Below are 16802 nucleotides of genomic sequence, written 5' to 3'. Positions count from 1 at the left end.
TCAGTGACAGCAACCGGCTGCCAGGTCCTTGAGGATCGGGCAGTCGGGGCGATCGTCGCCCTGGCAGTGGGCGACCAGTTCGCTGAGGGTGTCGCGCAGGCTCACCAACTCTTCGATACGCCGGTTGAGGTCGGCAATATGTTCGCTGGCCAGCGCCTTCACGTCGGCGCTGGCGCGCTGGCGGTCCTGCCACAGGGTCAGTAGCTTCGCCACTTCCTCCAACGAAAATCCCAGATCCCGCGAGCGTTTGATGAACGTCAGGCTGTGCAGGTCGTCCTGCTGGTAGAGACGGTAGCCGCTGTCGCTGCGCGAGGCCGGCTTGAGCAGGCCGATGGACTCGTAATAGCGGATCATCTTTGCGCTCAGGCCCGTACGCTTGGCTGCCTGGCCGATATTCATGGTTTTTGCTCCTCTGTCGGCGTGTCCGGTTTCCAGGTCTTGAGCAGCAGGGCGTTGCTCACCACGCTGACGCTCGACAGTGCCATCGCCGCGCCGGCCAGTACCGGGTTGAGCAGGCCGAAGGCCGCCAGTGGAATTCCGATCAGGTTGTAGATGAAGGCCCAGAACAGGTTCTGGCGGATCTTCGCGTAGGTCTTGCGGCTGATTTCCAGCGCTGCGGGCACCAGGCGCGGGTCACCGCGCATCAGGGTGATGCCGGCAGCCTGCATGGCGACGTCGGTGCCGCCGCCCATGGCGATGCCGATATCGGCGGCGGCCAGCGCCGGGGCGTCGTTGATGCCGTCGCCGACCATCGCCACCACGCCGCTCTGCTTCAGCGCGCCGACTTCGGCGGCTTTATCCGCTGGCAGCACTTCGGCGTGCACGTCCTTGATGCCCAGGGCCTCGGCCACCACCCTGGCGCTGCCGCGGTTGTCGCCGGTCAGCAGGTGGCTGCTGATGCCTTGTGCGGCCAGTTGCTTCACGGCTTGCTCGGCACCGGGCTTGAGGCTGTCGCCGAAGGCGAACAGGCCCAGCACCCGCGCTTGCGGAGCGCGTTCGATCAGCCAGGACAAGGTGCGACCCTCGGCTTCCCAGGCTTGTGCGTTCGCTGCCAGATCGCCCGGCTGCAAGCCGCTTTCATCCAGCAGGCGGCGGTTGCCCAGCGCCAGCGAGCGGCCGTCGAGGCTGCCAGCGATACCGCGACCGGTCAGCGACTGGCTGTCCTGGATCTCGGGCACGTTCAGTTGCCGCTCGGCACAGGCATCCAGCACCGCCTTGGCCAGCGGGTGCTCGCTGCCGCGCTGCAGGGCGCCGGCCAGTTGCAGCAGTTCTTCGGGTTGCACCGCAAGTGCTCGGCTATGGACGATGCGCGGGCTGCCGGAGGTGAGGGTGCCGGTCTTGTCGAAGACCACACGATTCACCGCGTGGGCGCGTTCCAGGGCTTCGGCGTCCTTGATCAGGATGCCGTGGCGCGCTGCCACTCCGGTGCCGGCCATGATCGCGGTGGGTGTTGCCAGGCCGAGGGCGCACGGACAGGCGATCACCAGCACCGCGACGGCATTGATCAGCGCCACTTCCATGGATGCGCCGGCCAGCCACCAGCCGATCAGGGTGATCAGCGCCAGCACCAGTACCGTGGGCACGAACACCTGGCTGACCCGGTCCACCAGTTTCTGGATTGGTGCCTTGGCCGCCTGGGCGTCTTCCACCAGTCGAATGATCCGCGCCAGCACGGTTTCCGTGCCCAGCGCCAAAGTCCGGACCAGCAGCCGGCCTTCGCCGTTGATGGCGCCGCCGGTGACACGATCGCCCGGCTGCTTGGGCACCGGCAGACTTTCGCCGCTGATCAGCGCTTCATCGGCGTGGCTCTGGCCTTCGATGACCTCACCGTCCACCGGAAAGCGCTCACCGGGCTTGACCAGCACCAGGTCGTCCAGGCGCAGCGCGCTGATCGGTACGTCGCGCTCCACGCCTTCCACTACTTGCAGCGCGCGTTCCGGGCGCAAGGCTTCGAGGGCGCGGATGGCGCTGGCGGTCTGACGCTTGGCGCGGCTTTCCAGGTATTTGCCCAGCAGCACCAGTGCGATGACCACCGCCGAGGCTTCGAAATACAGGTGCGGCGCCATGCCGGCGTGGGCCTGGCTCCATTCGTACAGGCTCAGGCCGTAGCCGGCGCTAGTGCCGAGGGCGACCAGCAGGTCCATGTTGCCGGCGCCAGCGCGCACCGCTTTCCAGGCCGCCACATAGAAGCGCGCACCGAGCACGAACTGCACGGGAGTGGCCAAGGCGAACTGCGCCCAGGCCGGGAGCATCCACTCGATACCAAAGGGCTGCAGCAGCATCGGCAACACCAGCGGCAGGGCCAGCAGCAAGGCAAGGCCCACCGCCCAGCGCTCGTTGCGCAGGCGCCGTTCGCTGTCATCGACGGCGGTCTGGCCGGTGTGTGGAAGGCTGGCGCTGTAGCCGGCGCGCTCGACGGCGGCGATCAGCAGGTTGCTGTCGGGGTGGCCGATGACTTCGACATGGGCGCGTTCGCTGGCCAGGTTGACGCTGACCGATTGCACCCCGGGCACCTTGTTCAGGGCACGCTCGACACGTCCGGCGCAGGACGCGCAGGTCATGCCGCCGATCTGCAACTCCAGACTCTGCGCCGGCACGCTGTAGCCGGCCTGGCTGACCGCTTCCACCAGCGCCGGCAGGCGGTCGGCCGGGGCCAGGATGCGGGCCTGCTCGGTGGCGAGGTTGACGTTGACCTGCTCGGCGCCGGCGACTTTGCGCAGCGCCCGTTCCACCCGACCTGCGCAACTGGCGCAGGTCATGCCGGAGATCGGCAGGTCGAAGGTGATTGACTCGGGCATGGGGGCTCTCCTCCGTGGACTGGCCGCCAGCATCAACCTTGCCATGCTGGCAAGGTCAATAGTTCAAGTCGGCCTTCTTCAGATAGAGGCCATTCTGGCCCGAGGCGATGCGGTATTTATTGACCTGGCCGTTCTGCAGGTTGAGTTGCTGGCTACGCTGGTTTTCGATGCCGTTGTAACAGCCCGGCGCCTGGCCTGGCAGTAGACGCAGACGGATATCAACCTTGCCGGCCGGCAGGTTGAAGGAGACGGAGTCTTCCTGGAATACGCGACCGGAGAGCTGGTCGTTGAGGTAAATCCCGATCTCGCATGTGGTGGCCACTTCCAGGCGCTCGCGGGAAATGATCAGCACGCTGTAGTCCTGACTTTCAGCGATGGCCGGGGAAACGCTGCTGAACAGCCCCAGCACACCGAGAAGGCCCAACGCTGCCTTGCCCATGGATGAATCTCCTGCTGATGAATCGACAAGCACGCAGCTTGGCCGAGGCGGGCGAGGATTTCCAGCCCGGCAGCGCCACGACAAACTTGACCTTGCCCCGGTGGCAAGCTTGAGACTGCGACCAAATCCAACCAGGAGGTAGCGACGATGCAAGTATTCAATGTGCAAGGCATGACCTGCGGCCACTGCGTCAAGGCCGTGACCAACGCGGTACAGCGGGAAGATGCGACGGCGCAGGTGACCGTCGATCTGGCGCAGAAACAGGTGTCGGTGAAGAGCGAATTGCCGTCGGAGCAGATTCTCGAGCTGATCCGCGAAGAAGGCTACGAAGCTCGCGCAATCTGAGTGATCGAGTCTCATCGCCGGCCAGCGCTCTGCTTGTCGGCGATGAGGGCCGAATCAATGACCGTCTGGAATTTCCTTATAACTCCTTCAGCGAGAACCCCGTGGGCCAGTTAGACTAGCCAACTTGCTTAGCCTGCTACGGATTCCCGATGAACCTGCGAACCATCCTCATACTCGGCGCACTCAGTGCGTTCGGGCCGTTGGCGATTGACTTCTATCTGCCCGGCTTTCCCGCGATGGCGGTGGCCTTCGGCACCGATGAAAAACGTATCCAGACCACCCTTGCGGCGTATTTCCTCGGCCTGTCCATCGGCCAACTGGCCTATGGCCCGGTAGCTGACCGCTTTGGCCGGCGCATTCCGCTGTTGGCGGGCGTCACCTTGTTCACCCTGGCATCGCTGGCCTGCGCCTTTGCGCCAAGCCTGGATACGCTGGTGGTTGCACGCTTCGTCCAGGCCCTGGGCGGCTGCGCGGGGATGGTGCTGTCGCGGGCGATCGTCAGCGACAAGTGCGACGCGGTCGGCTCGGCGAAAGTGTTTTCGCAATTGATGCTGGTGATGGGGCTGGCGCCGATCCTCGCGCCGATGCTCGGCGGGGTGCTGGTCAACCTGTATGGCTGGCAGTCGATCTTCATCGCCCTGACGCTGTTCAGTGCCGTCTGTGCGCTGACCGTGGCCTGGGGCCTGCCGGAAAGCCTGCCGGCGAATCAGCCGCGGCCACCGTTGTCCGGAGCGCTGGGGCAATACGGGCGACTGCTCAAGGATGGCGTGTTTCTCGGTTACGCCCTGACCGGCGGGATCGCCATGGCCGGGATGTTTGCCTACGTCGCCGGTTCGCCATTCGTTTTCATCAAGTTGTACGGCGTGCCCGCCGAGCACTACGGCTGGCTGTTCGGCATGAATGCGGCGGGGTTCATTCTGGTGGCGCAGGTCAACGCTCGCCTGTTGGCCAAGCGCGCGCCCAGTTCGCTGCTGGCGCGCACGATCTGGGTATATTTGCTGGCGGGTCTGGTGGTGTTGGGCATCAGCGCCCTGCACACACAAGCGCTGTGGCCGCTGTTGGTGCCGTTGTTCCTGTGTATTGCCAGCCTGGGCTGCATCATCCCCAACGCCTCGGCCTGCGCGATGAACGGGCAGGGCGCTCGCGCCGGCAGTGCCTCGGCATTGCTGGGTTGTCTGCAGTTCAGTGTGGCGGCGGGGGCGGCGGGGCTGGTGAGCGCGCTGCATGACGGCACCGCGCTCCCCATGGCGTTGGTCATCACCCTGTGCGGTGCCGGGGCGGTGACAGCGGCGGTGTTGACCCGCCGCCTGCAACTCAAGCGTAGCGCCTGAGTGGATGCGGCGCCTGAAGCCGGGCTTGAAGGGTGTTGATAAAGGCCCGGGCTTCGGCCTCGCTGCGAAAACTCACCACATGCTGATCGAGCCGGACTTCCCAAGGGCAGCCCGGTTTTTTGCCTGACGCATTGAGCACAATCTTCATCGCGGCATACCTCCGGTTGGCAAAGGCTGCCGCATTGTAGGCGCCGCTTTTGCGAGCGGGGCATGACCTGGAGCAAGCTGCGGACTGACGGTCATGCCGTACGTCGGATGCCTCAGAACCCTTCGAGGACGATCTTGCCCTTGGCGCTGCCGCTTTCCAGCAACGCATGGGCGCGGCGCAGGTTGGCGGCGTTGATCTGGCCGAAATGCTCGCCGAGCGTGGTCTTCAGGGTGCCGGCGTCGACCAGTTCGGCCACCCGGTTGAGCAGCGTGTGCTGCTCCAGCATGTCCGGGGTTTCGAACAACGAACGCGTGTACATGAACTCCCAGTGCAGCGACAGGCTCTTGCGCTTGAGCTTGGTCACGTCCAGTTGCTTCGGATCGTCGATCAGCGCCAGCTTGCCTTGCGGTACCAGGGCTTCGATCAGTTGATCGAGGTGTTCATCGGTCTGCGTCAGGCTGGCGACATGGGTGACCTGGTCGATCCCTTGCGCCCTCAACTCCGCAGCCAGTGGCTGGCGATGGTCGACGACATGGTCGGCGCCCAACTCGCGCACCCACTGTTGGGTTTGTTCCCGCGAAGCACTGCCGATCACCCGCAGCCCGGTGAGTTGGCTGGCCAGTTGGGTAAGAATCGAGCCGACACCGCCGGCGGCGCCAACGATCAGCAGGCTCTGGCCCAAGTCCTGTTTGCCTTCGGCGACCTGCAGGCGGTCGAACAGCAGTTCCCAGGCGGTAATCGCGGTGAGCGGCAGGGCAGCGGCTTCGGCGAAGCTCAGGGTTTTCGGCATGTGGCCAACGATGCGCTCGTCCACCACATGCAGCTCGCTGTTGCCGCCGGCACGGGCGATGGAGCCAGCGTAATAAACCTTGTCGCCGGGCTGGAACAGGCTGACGTCACTGCCCACCGCCTTGACCACCCCGGCGACATCCCAGCCCAGCACCTTGGCGGCGCCACCTTCGGGCTGGGCATTGCGGCGCACCTTGGTGTCCACCGGGTTGACCGAGATTGCCCGGACTTCCACCAGCACGTCGCGCGGGCCGGGTTCGGGGGCCGGCAGTTCGATGTCCTGCAGGGCGGCGGCGTCTTCGATTGGCAGCGACTGGTAATAGGCAACGGCTTTCATCAGGGGATTCCTCGTGAGCGGGATGCTGGCCATCATTGACCCTTTCGTTTCCGGTTAAAAGCCGCTAAAACCGCAGAAACTTTCAAAATATTTTTGAAAATGGAGGACGCCTTGCTGCGCTTCGATGACTTGCAGTTATTTGTCAGCGCTGCCGAACACGGCAGTCTGTCGGCGGCGGCGCGCTTGCTCGACCTGTCGCCGGCGGTGGCCAGTGCGGCGCTCAAGCGTCTGGAGGCGCAACTCGGCGCCCGTCTGCTGGCCCGTTCCACGCGCAGCCTGCGCCTGACGGCCGAGGGCGAGGGTTTTCTCGCGCACGCCCGTGCGGCACTGGCCAGTCTCGATGAAGGACGGCGCCTGCTGGCCCGCGAACAGGATGAAATCAGTGGGGTGTTGCAGTTATCGGCGCCTTCGGATTTTGGCCGCAACGTGCTGCTGCCCTGGCTGGACGAACTGCAACGCGCCCATCCGCTGCTCAACGTGCGTCTGTTGCTGGGCGATCGCAACGCCGACCTGTTTCGCCAACCGGTGGATATCGCCCTGCGCTACGGAACGCCGGAGGACTCCAGCCTGGTCGCGGTGCCGCTGTGCCTGGAGAACCGCCGTGTGCTCTGCGCCGCGCCTGACTATCTTGCGCGACATGGCGAGCCGCGCAGCATTGCCCAACTGAGCGAACACAATTGCCTGCTCTATCAATTGGGCAGCGGTGTGCATGATCACTGGCGGTTCCAGCTGCAGGACGGTGAGGAAAGCGTGCTGGTCAGCGGCGACCGTTTCTGCGACGACGCTGATGTCGTGCGGCGCTGGGCCGTGGCGGGTGTGGGGATCGCCTACAAATCCTGGCTGGATGTGGCCGCCGATGTACGCGCCGGTCGTCTGCGGGTGTTGCTGGGGCACTATCGCGGTGAGTCCACGCCGCTGAACCTGCTGTGCACTCACCGGGCGCAGTTGAGCAAGCCGGTACAACGTTTGAGCGCCCTGCTCAAGGAGCGCTGCCGGTTGTTGCTGGATGAGTTGAAAACAGAAGCAGGTTAAGCATTCATTTTTATGTCCGACATACACTGCGCATATGTATGAAGGAAGTTATTACTTTGAACGTAGGTAAAGTAACAATTCAATTTGCCTTGATGACTTTCCTGTAATCCGCGATGCCATGAATACATAGGCACTTGCGCCTCAAAAATGACCGTTGTTCCGCAGAACACCTCGCTCCGGGCTTTCGCCCAGGGTTGCGAAAGCATGGGCAGTTTGTCGCAAAAGGTGGCGCTTGTGCCGGAATAAGCAGGCTTATACTGGACCGGGCAATTGCCATCATCGGGATAATGTTTCCAGGTTGAAGCAAGGGCGGGATGCCCTTTTCCCATGAACTTATACCTCGAGTAAGTACCGTACCGGTTTCCTGGTATCGGCGGCCGGGCCTTTGTCTGCCCGGCTTGAAGATGGGAGGAGCCCGCATTCGCCAATGACAACTACGCAGGGAGTGGAAAGATGCAACCGATAGCCAGTATCAGCCAGATCGCCAGTTTGATGGCCGATCCCAAACGCAGTGCAATGCTCTGGGCACTTATCGATGGAATGGCGCGTCCCCTGGAGGAACTGGCCACCCTGGCCGGGCTGACACCTTCTTCGGCGTGCGCACATCTGGCCCGGCTGTCGGCCGGGGGGCTGCTCAAACGTGAAGCTCGGGGGCGCAAGCGTTACTTCCGGTTGGCCGCACCGGAAATCGGCACTGCCGTGGAAGCACTGGCCAGCGTGACCATCCGCGACTTCGAGCGGCCGGCGACGTCACGCGAGCAGGCTCCAGTGACAGTGCCGCTGGCGATGCGTCGGGCACGGTTGTGTTGGGATCATCTTGGCGGCGAGGTGGCGGCAGACTTGCTGCAGCGACTGCTGGACGCGCAGTGGGTGCAACAGGCCGAGCAGCAACTGGAAATCACCCTGCACGGCCGCGTTCATTTTGCTCGCCAGGGCATCTTCATCGACGCACTGGCCCCACGCGATGGTCGCCTGTGCAGCCTCTGCAACTGTTGCAGCGAGGTCCATGACCGGCGCTCGCACCTGGGCGGCGCGCTGGGCAGCAGTCTCATGAAATTGTTCGTTCAGTCAGGCTGGGTGCGGATCAGCGATGAGTCCAGGGTCGTGCAGTTGACCCCCGGTGGACTGCGTGGCATCCAGCAAATCGCCCGCATGCCGGCGCCGCTGTCGATGGGCTGAACATCACGCCCGGCGAGAAGGTCGCCGAGCGTTCTTTCAGGTATTTCAGGCTTTGACGAGGCGGGCGTCCAGACTGTTCTGGGCGAGGCGACGGGCCTGGTCTTCAGTCATGCCGAGATGGGTGTGCAGGGCGTGGAAGTTCTCGGTGACATAACCGCCGAAGTACGCCGGGTCGTCCGAGTTCACCGTGACCTTCACACCGCGTTCGAGCATGTCGAGGATGTTGTGCTGGCTCATGTGGTCGAACACGCAGAGCTTGGTGTTGGATAGCGGGCACACGGTCAGCGGGATCTGCTCGTCGATGATGCGCTGCATCAGACGCTCGTCCTCGATGGCGCGCACGCCGTGGTCGATACGCTCGATCTTCAACAGGTCCAGCGCTTCCCAGATGTATTCGGGTGGTCCTTCTTCGCCGGCGTGGGCGACAGTCAGGAAGCCTTCGCTACGGGCACGGTCGAAGACCCGCTTGAACTTGCTCGGTGGATGACCTTTCTCCGAGCTGTCGAGGCCCACGGCAATGAAGGCATCGCGAAATGGCAGAGCCTGGTCGAGGGTCTTCTGGGCTTCTTCTTCGCTCAGGTGGCGCAGGAAACTGAGGATCAGCCCGCTGCCGATGCCCAGTTGCTCGCGGCCGTCCTTGAGTGCGCGGGCGATACCGTCCAGAACCACTTCGAAGGGAATGCCACGGTCGGTGTGGGTCTGCGGGTCGAAGAAGGGCTCGGTATGGATGACGTTCTGAGCCTTGCAGCGTTGCAGGTAGGCCCAGGTCAGGTCGTAGAAGTCCTGCTCGGTGCGCAGCACGTCGGCGCCCTGGTAGTACAGGTCGAGGAATTCTTGCAGGTTGTTGAAAGCATAAGCCGCGCGCAGGGCTTCGACATCATTCCAGGGCAGGGCGATCTTGTTGCGCTCAGCCAGGGCGAACAGCAACTCGGGCTCCAGCGATCCTTCCAGGTGCAGGTGCAATTCTGCCTTGGGCAGCGCGTTAAGCCAGTCGTACATGGTCAATTCTCATCAGGTGCAATCGGCGCATTCTACAGAGGTTGTCGGACCGGGGCTGTGAAACCTGACCGGCCGGTTGAACTATAGCTGCGCCGTGCCGGGCCGTTTCACCTAGCGTGGAACGGCCCACATCGCAGGAAAAATCACCAGACCAGCGATTCGCCTTTGTAGTTGATGTAATGCACGCCGCCCTTGCCGGCGTAAGCGTTGACTTGCTCGACCATGCCGCGGGTGCTGGTGGGCACATCAATGTCGGCGCCGTCGCCGCCCATATCGGTCTTGACCCAGCCCGGGTGCATGGCCAGCACGCTCAGACCGGTTTCGCCCAGGCGCACGACGAAGCTGTTGATCATGGAGTTCAGTGCGGCCTTGCTGGCTTTGTACAGGGCCAGGTCCGGAGCGTCGGGAATGCTGATGCTGCCGAGGATAGAACTCATGAACGCGATAACGCCGCTTCCACGCACCTGGCCGGCAAAGCGCTGGGCCACGCGGATCGGTGCCACGCTGTTGGTCAGGAACAATTCTCCGATCTCGTTCAGTTGTGCGACTTCGGCATTTTGGTTATCCGGCCCTTTAACCCCCGCGTTGACGAACAGCAGATCAAACGCCTGGCCTTCGAGGCGCTTTTGCAGGGCGTCGAGCTGTGTGGTGCTGTTCATTTCCAGGGTTTCCACCTGGATGCCTGGCAATGCTGCCAGCGCACTGGCCTTGGCCGGGTCGCGCACGGTTGCGACGACCTTCCAGCCGTCTTCGCTCAAGCGTTCAGCCAGGCCAAGGCCCAGGCCACGGGAGGCGCCGATGATCAGGGCGGTTTTCGGGTTAGTCATGCGAGAGCTCCTTTCAATGAGGGGGACGCCGTCAGGCGCAAGGGGCAGCGTTGCTGCAGCCGTTCACGCAACTCCTGGCGCAACTGATCAAGAGCCTCGATCCGGGCTTCGACCAGTGCCAGTTTGTCTTCGATAAAGCGCGTGACCAGTGCTTCCGGGTCTTTCGCCTGCCACAACTCGGCGACGTTCTGGCTGATTTCGCCAAGGCTGAAACCGAGCTTCTGCGCGGTCTTGATCAGCAGCACCAGTTGCACGGTTTCAGCCGGGTAATTGCGGTAGCCGTTGGCACTGCGATGGGCGCGGATCAGACCGCGCTCCTCGTAGAAGCGCAACGTGTCGCGGCTGACGGAACAGGTCTGGGCCAGTTCTCCGATTCGCACAATCGATTCCTGAGGAAGGGTTGACCTTGGAGCATACTCCAGGCTTTAGCCTGCTGCCTTTACTTTCCAGCAAGGAGCGGCACATGTGGAGTCAGAAAGGCTATCGGGGTCTAGTCAGGGCCAGTGGCTGGTACGACCTGTTGATCACGGCGGCATTCGTAACGCCCTGGAGCCTGGCGCTGCTGCACGGCGCCTTGACCCAGTTGAGCGCTGGTTGGGGATTGACGGGGGAACTGCCGCCGTTCGCCCCGATGCACGTGTTGATGGCCAACCTGATGGGCTCGATTGTCTGCGTCTGGTCTGTGCTGCGTATTCGCGATCCACAGGTGCAATTCGGTCGCTATGACGCCGTGGGCCGATTGCTGTTCGCCAGTTGGCAAGCGTATGCGCTGATGCAGGGCGCGACCGAATTGATCTGGGGGATTCTGGTGATGGAGTTGGCCTGGGCGGCGCTACAGTTGTGGCCGATACGGGCTGTGGAAAACTTGTCTGATCAAAAAACGATCAACTGCTCCGCGTGACGGCCAGGCAAGCGATTGATGCAGGCGTGCACGGTTTATCCACAACTTCCTCCACAGTATTTGTGTGCAACACCGCGTAGGGGGTTCAAGTCCGGATTTGTTGCTTTCCAACGCTGATAACCGGACTTAAGCGGCTGATTTTTCGGCGAATAAGCGGTTGTCATCAGATTGTGATCAAAATCTGATCGTTTTCCTGCAGGCCTTGCTGGGCAAGGCCTGTAGAGGAGTGCGCAGAGGTTATCCACAACCGGGCCCACAGCAGATGTGGGCAAATCGCTCAGCAGGGCTCGAGCAGGATTCGGCCACGGCTGAGGTCAGCCAGTTGCCGTTGCACGGTATCGATCTGCGTTGCGCCAAGGGCGAGGCGGACGTCGACGCCATTGGACGTGAATTCCTCGCCCAGCACCAAGCCATCGGCTTCGCTCACCCGCAACTTTAGCAGCGCCAATTCGCTGAACGAGCAACTGCACTTGAGCTCCGTGCGACTGACCAGCAGGCGCTTCGGCGCCTGTTGCAGGCACTTGTTGGCGCCGCCGCCGTAGGCCCGGGCCAGTCCGCCGGTGCCCAATTGAATGCCGCCGTACCAGCGGATCACCAGCACTACCACTTGATCACAGTCCTGGGCTTCGATGGCGGCCAGTATCGGTCGACCGGCAGTGCCGCCGGGTTCGCCGTCGTCGCTGCTGCGGTATTGCTCGCCGATCTTCCAGGCCCAGCAGTTATGGGTGGCGGCGAGGTCACTGTTCTGCTCGATAAACGCCTGGGCGTCGCCGGGCGTGCTGATAGGCGCGGCCAGGGTAATGAAGCGGCTCTTGCGAATCTCTTCGCGGTATTCGCAAGTGTCCAGCAGGGTAGAAGGCATAAGCGGGTGTCAGTTCGGCGGCGTCAGGCCACAGCCTTTGAGGATGATGTGGATAAGATTGTTGCCGGCTTCTTCCATGTCTTGCTTGGTCAGGCGACTGCGGCCGGTGACCTGGCAGATCTGGGTGGCGAAGTCGGCGTAGTGCTGGGTGCTGCTCCAGAGCAGGAAAATCAGGTGAACCGGGTCGACCCGGTCCATCTTGCCGGCATCGATCCAGCCCTGGAACACCGCGGCCCGGCCTTTGAACCATTCGCGGTAGTCCTGGCTGAAGTAGTCGCTCAGGCACTGGCCACCGCTGATGATCTCCATGGCGAAGATCCGCGACGCCTGCGGGTTGCGTCGCGAGAACTCCATCTTGGCGCGGATGTACTGGGCGAGGGACTCGGCCGGGTCGTCATCGACGCTCAGGGCGTTGAAGGTGCTGTCCCACAACTCGATGATGTTGCTCAGGACTGCGATGTACAGCCCCAACTTGTTGGTGAAGTAGTAGTGCAGGTTGGCTTTGGGCAGCCCGGCGTTCTGGGCGATGGTGTTCATGCTGGTGCCTTTGAAGCCGTGCCGTGCGAATTCGTCCTCGGCGGCCTGGATGATGGCTTGCTCGTTCTTCTGGCGAATTCGCCCGGCGGGCTTGGCGGCCAAGGGGCGGTGGGCGGGCACTTCGAGGGTCATGGGCGATTCCGGCAAGAGCTGGGAAATAGAGGCACCTGCACTGATACCCCAGCCGCAGCGGGCAGACAAGCGCGAAGCGGCAGAATATCGCAAATGCGTCTCATCGTGTCGCAGCCAGACTCTCCAGGAAGCTCTCCAGCACCAGGTGCGGACGCCGTCCCTTGCGCGTTACCCAGGCCAGGCTCAGGTCGTAAAAACGCTCGCTGGGTTTAAGTGCGCGCAGGCGGCCCTGTTGTACCCAGAAGCTGGCGTAGTGATCCGGCAGGTAGCCGATGTAGCGCCCAGTGAGGATGAGGAACGCCATGCCTTCACGGTCAGATGCGCTGGCGGTGCAGTGGAGTGCCTGATAGTGCTCCTGAATTTCTGCGGGCAGCCGGAAGGTCGGGGCAATGGCGTCCTGGCTGTTGAGGCGCTGGTCGTCCAGTTGGCGGTCGTCGGCATAGAACAGCGGGTGGCCCACGGCGCAATAAAGTAGTGACCGTTCGCTGTACAGCGGCTGGTACTCGAGCCCGGACAGCGGGCTGGCCTGCGGCACCACGCCGACATGCAGGCTGCCGTCGAGCACGCCTTGTTCGACCTGGCTCGGCGGGATCATGCGGATGCGGATGCGCACGTCCGGGCCACGGTCCTTGAGCTGGGCGAGGGCATGGGTGATGCGCATATGCGGCATGGTCACCAGATTGTCGGTCAGACCGATGTTCAGCTCGCCGCGCAAGTGCTGGTGCAGACCGTTGACCTCGGTGCGGAAACTCTCCAGTGCGCTGAGCAACTGCAGCGCCGACTGATAGACCTCCCGACCTTCCTCGGTCAGCGAGAACCCGGCACGCCCACGCTGACAAAGGCGCAGTCCGAGGCGTTGTTCCAGATCGCCCATCTGCTGGCTGATCGCCGAGCGCCCGATCCCAAGCACGTTCTCCGCCGCAGAGAAGCCGCCACATTCAACAACGCTGCGGAAAATCTTCAGCAGCCGGATGTCGAAATCACTGACTTGGGAAAGCGGCTCCGGGCGACGGCTCATAGTTTAGTGTCCAGTGAACTGAGGATTAGAAAAGTCCAGTTTTCCGGACTTTATAGCCGTGACAACGTATCGGCAACACAACGCTTTCTTCGAATGCTGTTCAATCCGCCTTGCGAGGTCTTGACGATGAACCTGCCTGAAAACGCTCCTGCCGGTCTGGCTAGCCAGCTGAAGCTGGATGCGCACTGGATGCCTTACACCGCCAACCGTAATTTCCAGCGCGATCCGCGCCTGATCGTCGCCGCTGAAGGCAACTATCTGGTCGATGACAAAGGCCGCAAGATTTTCGACGCACTGTCGGGCCTGTGGACCTGCGGCGCCGGTCACACCCGCAAGGAAATCCAGGAAGCCGTTTCTCGTCAGTTGGGCGTGCTGGACTACTCGCCAGCGTTCCAGTTCGGTCATCCGCTGTCGTTCCAGTTGGCCGAGAAGATCACCGACCTGACGCCTGGCAACCTCAATCACGTCTTCTATACCAACTCCGGTTCCGAGTGCTGTGACACCGCGGTGAAGATGGTCCGTGCCTACTGGCGCCTGAAAGGCCAGGCCACCAAGACCAAGCTGATCGGCCGTGCCCGTGGTTACCACGGCGTGAACATCGCCGGTACCAGCCTGGGCGGTGTGAATGGCAACCGTAAAATGTTTGGCCAGTTCCTCGACGTCGACCACATTCCGCACACCGTGCTGCCGGGCAACGCCTTCAGCAAAGGCATGCCGGAAGAGGGCGGTATCGCCCTGGCCGATGAGATGCTCAAGCTGATCGAGTTGCACGATGCGTCCAACATCGCTGCGCTGATCGTCGAGCCGCTGGCCGGTTCCGCCGGTGTCCTGCCGCCGCCTAAGGGTTATCTGAAACGTCTGCGGGAAATTTGCGACCAACACAACATCCTGCTGATCTTTGACGAAGTCATCACCGGTTTCGGCCGCATGGGCGCGATGTTTGGTGCCGATGCCTTCGGCGTGACCCCGGACCTGATGTGCATCGCCAAGCAGGTCACCAACGGCGCCATTCCGATGGGCGCGGTGATCGCCAGCAGTGAGATCTATCAGACCTTCATGAATCAGCCAACGCCCGAATACGCGGTGGAATTCCCCCACGGATACACCTACTCGGCGCACCCAGTGGCTTGCGCGGCCGGTATCGCCGCATTGGACCTGTTGCAGAAAGAAAACCTGGTGCAGTCCGCTGCCGAACTGGCGCCGCACTTCGAGAACGTGTTGCACGGCATCAAGGGCACCAAGAACGTCATCGACATCCGCAACTACGGCCTGGCTGGCGCGATCCAGATCGGTGCGCGGGACGGCGACGCCATCGTGCGTCCTTACGAAGCGGCGATGAAGTTGTGGCAAGCCGGCTTCTATGTCCGTTACGGCGGCGACACCCTGCAGTTCGGCCCGACCTTCAATACCAAGCCACAAGAACTGGACCGCCTGTTCGACGCCGTGGGCGAAGCCCTGAACGCCATCGACTGATTTCTTCTTCCGGGGCGGGCGCGGTCTTGCGCCTGCCCGAACCCGAATTCTGGAGTTTTGCATGAGCACCGTTGCACACCTGATCAATGGCGAGCTGGTTTCCCCGAACGAGCGCAGCGCCGACGTTTTCAACCCGGCTACCGGCCAGGCGATCCATAAAGTGTCGCTGGCCAGCCGCGCTACCGTGCAGCAGGCCATCGATGCGGCCAAGGCTGCGTTCCCGGCCTGGCGCAATACCCCGCCTGCCAAACGCGCCCAGGTCATGTTCCGTTTCAAGCAATTGCTGGAGCAGAACGAAGCACGCATCTCCCAGCTCATCAGCGAAGAGCACGGCAAGACCCTGGAAGACGCCGCCGGTGAGCTGAAGCGCGGGATCGAGAACGTCGAGTTCGCCTGCGCCGCTCCTGAGGTGCTGAAGGGCGAGTACAGCCGCAACGTGGGTCCGAACATTGATGCCTGGTCCGACTTCCAGCCGCTGGGCGTGGTTGCTGGCATTACCCCGTTCAACTTCCCGGCCATGGTGCCGCTGTGGATGTATCCACTGGCGATCGCCTGCGGTAACACCTTTATTCTCAAACCGTCGGAGCGTGATCCAAGCTCGACGCTGCTGATCGCTCAACTGCTGCAGGAAGCCGGGCTGCCGAAGGGCGTACTGAACGTCGTGCATGGCGACAAGGAAGCAGTGGACGCGCTGATCGAGGCGCCGGAAGTGAAAGCGCTGAGTTTCGTGGGTTCGACCCCGATTGCCGAGTACATCTATTCCGAGGGCACCAAACGCGGCAAGCGCGTCCAGGCGCTGGGCGGCGCGAAGAACCATGCCGTACTGATGCCGGATGCGGATCTGGACAACGCGGTCAGCGCGCTGATGGGCGCGGCCTATGGTTCCTGTGGCGAGCGTTGCATGGCTATCTCCGTTGCCGTGTGCGTGGGTGATCAGGTCGCCGATGCGCTGGTGGCCAAGCTGGTTCCGCAGATCAAGGGGCTGAAGATTGGTGCCGGCACTTCTTGTGGCCTGGACATGGGGCCGCTGGTAACCGCAGCTGCGCGAGACAAGGTCGTTGGCTATATCGACGATGGCCTCGCTGCGGGTGCCGAGTTGGTGGTGGATGGTCGCGGCTATCGCGTAGCGGGTCATGAAGACGGCTACTTCGTTGGCGGTACGCTGTTCGATCGCGTTACGCCGGAAATGCGCATCTATAAAGAAGAGATCTTCGGGCCGGTGCTGTGCATCGTCCGTGTCGGCAGCCTGGAAGAGGCCATGCAACTGATCAACGATCACGAGTACGGTAACGGCACCTGCATCTTCACCCGTGACGGTGAAGCGGCGCGGCTGTTCTGCGACGAGATCGAAGTGGGCATGGTCGGCGTCAACGTGCCGCTGCCGGTGCCGGTTGCGTACCACAGCTTCGGCGGCTGGAAGCGTTCGCTGTTCGGCGACCTGCATGCGTATGGCCCAGACGGTGTGCGCTTCTACACCCGGCGCAAGGCGATCACCCAGCGCTGGCCGCAGCGTGCCAGCCATGAGGCTTCGCAGTTCGCGTTCCCGAGTCTGTAAGGCTAGCTATGTAGCTATATAGAAGAAGGGAGGCCGCAAGGCCTCCCTTCTTCGCTTTTCAGCGCTTTTGACCGTGATGACAACTTTGTTGCAATAAGTG

Annotated in this window: 18 protein-coding genes; 7 read left to right on the top strand and 11 right to left on the bottom strand. The window is 62.6% G+C overall.

From position 1 onward, the window contains the following. Genes cueR through DM374_RS19295 form a run of 3 tightly spaced genes read right to left on the bottom strand, consistent with a single transcriptional unit; the run spans position 1 to position 3237 of the window. Entirely contained in the window at positions 1 to 399 is a 399-nt protein-coding gene (cueR, locus tag DM374_RS19305; protein ID WP_110971328.1) for a Cu(I)-responsive transcriptional regulator, read from the bottom strand. After that, positions 396 to 2798, bottom strand: a complete 2403-nt coding sequence (locus DM374_RS19300; RefSeq protein WP_110971327.1) for a heavy metal translocating P-type ATPase — start codon at positions 2796 to 2798, stop codon at positions 396 to 398. Before DM374_RS19300 ends, cueR begins: the two co-directional genes overlap by 4 nt. A gap of 55 nt (positions 2799 to 2853) precedes the next feature. Continuing rightward, positions 2854 to 3237 carry a hypothetical protein gene (locus tag DM374_RS19295; RefSeq protein ID WP_110971326.1) on the bottom strand — a complete coding sequence of 128 codons (384 nt, stop codon included), beginning with the start codon at positions 3235 to 3237 and terminating at the stop codon, positions 2854 to 2856. 147 nt (positions 3238 to 3384) lie between these two features. On the opposite strand from DM374_RS19295, the gene DM374_RS19290 reads away from it, so the two are divergent. Both DM374_RS19290 and DM374_RS19285 read left to right on the top strand, forming a co-directional pair. Continuing rightward, a complete protein-coding gene (locus tag DM374_RS19290) occupies positions 3385 to 3582 on the top strand; it encodes a heavy-metal-associated domain-containing protein (RefSeq protein ID WP_095156081.1) in 198 nt (65 codons plus the stop codon). A 149-nt stretch (positions 3583 to 3731) separates the two neighbouring features. After that, the gene (locus DM374_RS19285; RefSeq protein WP_110971325.1) at positions 3732 to 4913 is read left to right on the top strand and encodes a multidrug effflux MFS transporter; all 1182 of its coding nucleotides are present in this window, start codon (positions 3732 to 3734) and stop codon (positions 4911 to 4913) included. On the opposite strand, the gene DM374_RS33510 is transcribed toward DM374_RS19285, so the two are convergent. Continuing rightward, positions 4897 to 5061: a hypothetical protein gene (locus tag DM374_RS33510; protein WP_177431580.1), complete on the bottom strand. Its 165-nt coding sequence runs from the start codon at positions 5059 to 5061 to the stop codon at positions 4897 to 4899. The two genes, DM374_RS19285 and DM374_RS33510, sit on opposite strands and share 17 nt — an antisense overlap. 112 nt (positions 5062 to 5173) lie before the next feature. Continuing rightward, the gene (locus tag DM374_RS19280) at positions 5174 to 6187 is read right to left on the bottom strand and encodes a zinc-binding alcohol dehydrogenase family protein (protein WP_110971324.1); all 1014 of its coding nucleotides are present in this window, start codon (positions 6185 to 6187) and stop codon (positions 5174 to 5176) included. A gap of 111 nt (positions 6188 to 6298) precedes the next feature. On the opposite strand from DM374_RS19280, the gene DM374_RS19275 reads away from it, so the two are divergent. Beyond that, the gene (locus tag DM374_RS19275; protein ID WP_110971412.1) at positions 6299 to 7219 is read left to right on the top strand and encodes a LysR family transcriptional regulator; all 921 of its coding nucleotides are present in this window, start codon (positions 6299 to 6301) and stop codon (positions 7217 to 7219) included. A 453-nt stretch (positions 7220 to 7672) separates the two neighbouring features. Further along, positions 7673 to 8398: an ArsR/SmtB family transcription factor gene (locus DM374_RS19270; protein ID WP_095156084.1), complete on the top strand. Its 726-nt coding sequence runs from the start codon at positions 7673 to 7675 to the stop codon at positions 8396 to 8398. 45 nt (positions 8399 to 8443) lie between these two features. Here DM374_RS19270 and DM374_RS19265 read toward each other — a convergent pair whose 3' ends face one another. From DM374_RS19265 to DM374_RS19255, 3 genes are all read right to left on the bottom strand, one after another. After that, the gene (locus tag DM374_RS19265; RefSeq protein ID WP_110971323.1) at positions 8444 to 9397 is read right to left on the bottom strand and encodes an adenosine deaminase; all 954 of its coding nucleotides are present in this window, start codon (positions 9395 to 9397) and stop codon (positions 8444 to 8446) included. A 143-nt stretch (positions 9398 to 9540) separates the two neighbouring features. After that, positions 9541 to 10224: an SDR family oxidoreductase gene (locus tag DM374_RS19260; RefSeq protein WP_110971322.1), complete on the bottom strand. Its 684-nt coding sequence runs from the start codon at positions 10222 to 10224 to the stop codon at positions 9541 to 9543. Further along, a complete protein-coding gene (locus DM374_RS19255; RefSeq protein WP_095156087.1) occupies positions 10221 to 10604 on the bottom strand; it encodes a MerR family transcriptional regulator in 384 nt (127 codons plus the stop codon). Before DM374_RS19255 ends, DM374_RS19260 begins: the two co-directional genes overlap by 4 nt. An 83-nt stretch (positions 10605 to 10687) precedes the next feature. On the opposite strand from DM374_RS19255, the gene DM374_RS19250 reads away from it, so the two are divergent. Then, a complete protein-coding gene (locus tag DM374_RS19250; RefSeq protein ID WP_110971321.1) occupies positions 10688 to 11125 on the top strand; it encodes a hypothetical protein in 438 nt (145 codons plus the stop codon). A 277-nt stretch (positions 11126 to 11402) separates the two neighbouring features. Here DM374_RS19250 and DM374_RS19245 read toward each other — a convergent pair whose 3' ends face one another. The 3 genes from DM374_RS19245 to DM374_RS19235 form a co-directional block, all read right to left on the bottom strand. Then, positions 11403 to 11987, bottom strand: a complete 585-nt coding sequence (locus tag DM374_RS19245) for an IMPACT family protein (protein WP_110971320.1) — start codon at positions 11985 to 11987, stop codon at positions 11403 to 11405. Between the two features lie 9 nt (positions 11988 to 11996). Next, positions 11997 to 12656, bottom strand: a complete 660-nt coding sequence (locus tag DM374_RS19240; RefSeq protein WP_095156090.1) for a TetR/AcrR family transcriptional regulator — start codon at positions 12654 to 12656, stop codon at positions 11997 to 11999. 100 nt (positions 12657 to 12756) lie between these two features. Beyond that, the gene (locus DM374_RS19235; protein ID WP_110971319.1) at positions 12757 to 13674 is read right to left on the bottom strand and encodes a LysR family transcriptional regulator; all 918 of its coding nucleotides are present in this window, start codon (positions 13672 to 13674) and stop codon (positions 12757 to 12759) included. Positions 13675 to 13800: 126 nt separating this feature from the next. Between DM374_RS19235 and DM374_RS19230 the strand changes: the two genes are divergently transcribed. Further along, positions 13801 to 15147 (top strand): aspartate aminotransferase family protein, encoded by a 1347-nt coding sequence (locus DM374_RS19230; protein WP_110971411.1) that lies wholly within the window; start codon positions 13801 to 13803, stop codon positions 15145 to 15147. Positions 15148 to 15208: 61 nt separating this feature from the next. Then, the gene (locus DM374_RS19225) at positions 15209 to 16702 is read left to right on the top strand and encodes a CoA-acylating methylmalonate-semialdehyde dehydrogenase (protein WP_110971318.1); all 1494 of its coding nucleotides are present in this window, start codon (positions 15209 to 15211) and stop codon (positions 16700 to 16702) included. Positions 16703 to 16802: the final 100 nt, after the last annotated feature.

It is taken from the genome of Pseudomonas huaxiensis, from assembly GCF_003231275.1.
In the GTDB taxonomy this organism is placed as follows: Bacteria; Pseudomonadota; Gammaproteobacteria; order Pseudomonadales; family Pseudomonadaceae; genus Aquipseudomonas; species Aquipseudomonas huaxiensis.
Note: the sequence above shows the minus strand (reverse complement) of the source record. Positions and strands in the feature narration are given on the sequence as shown.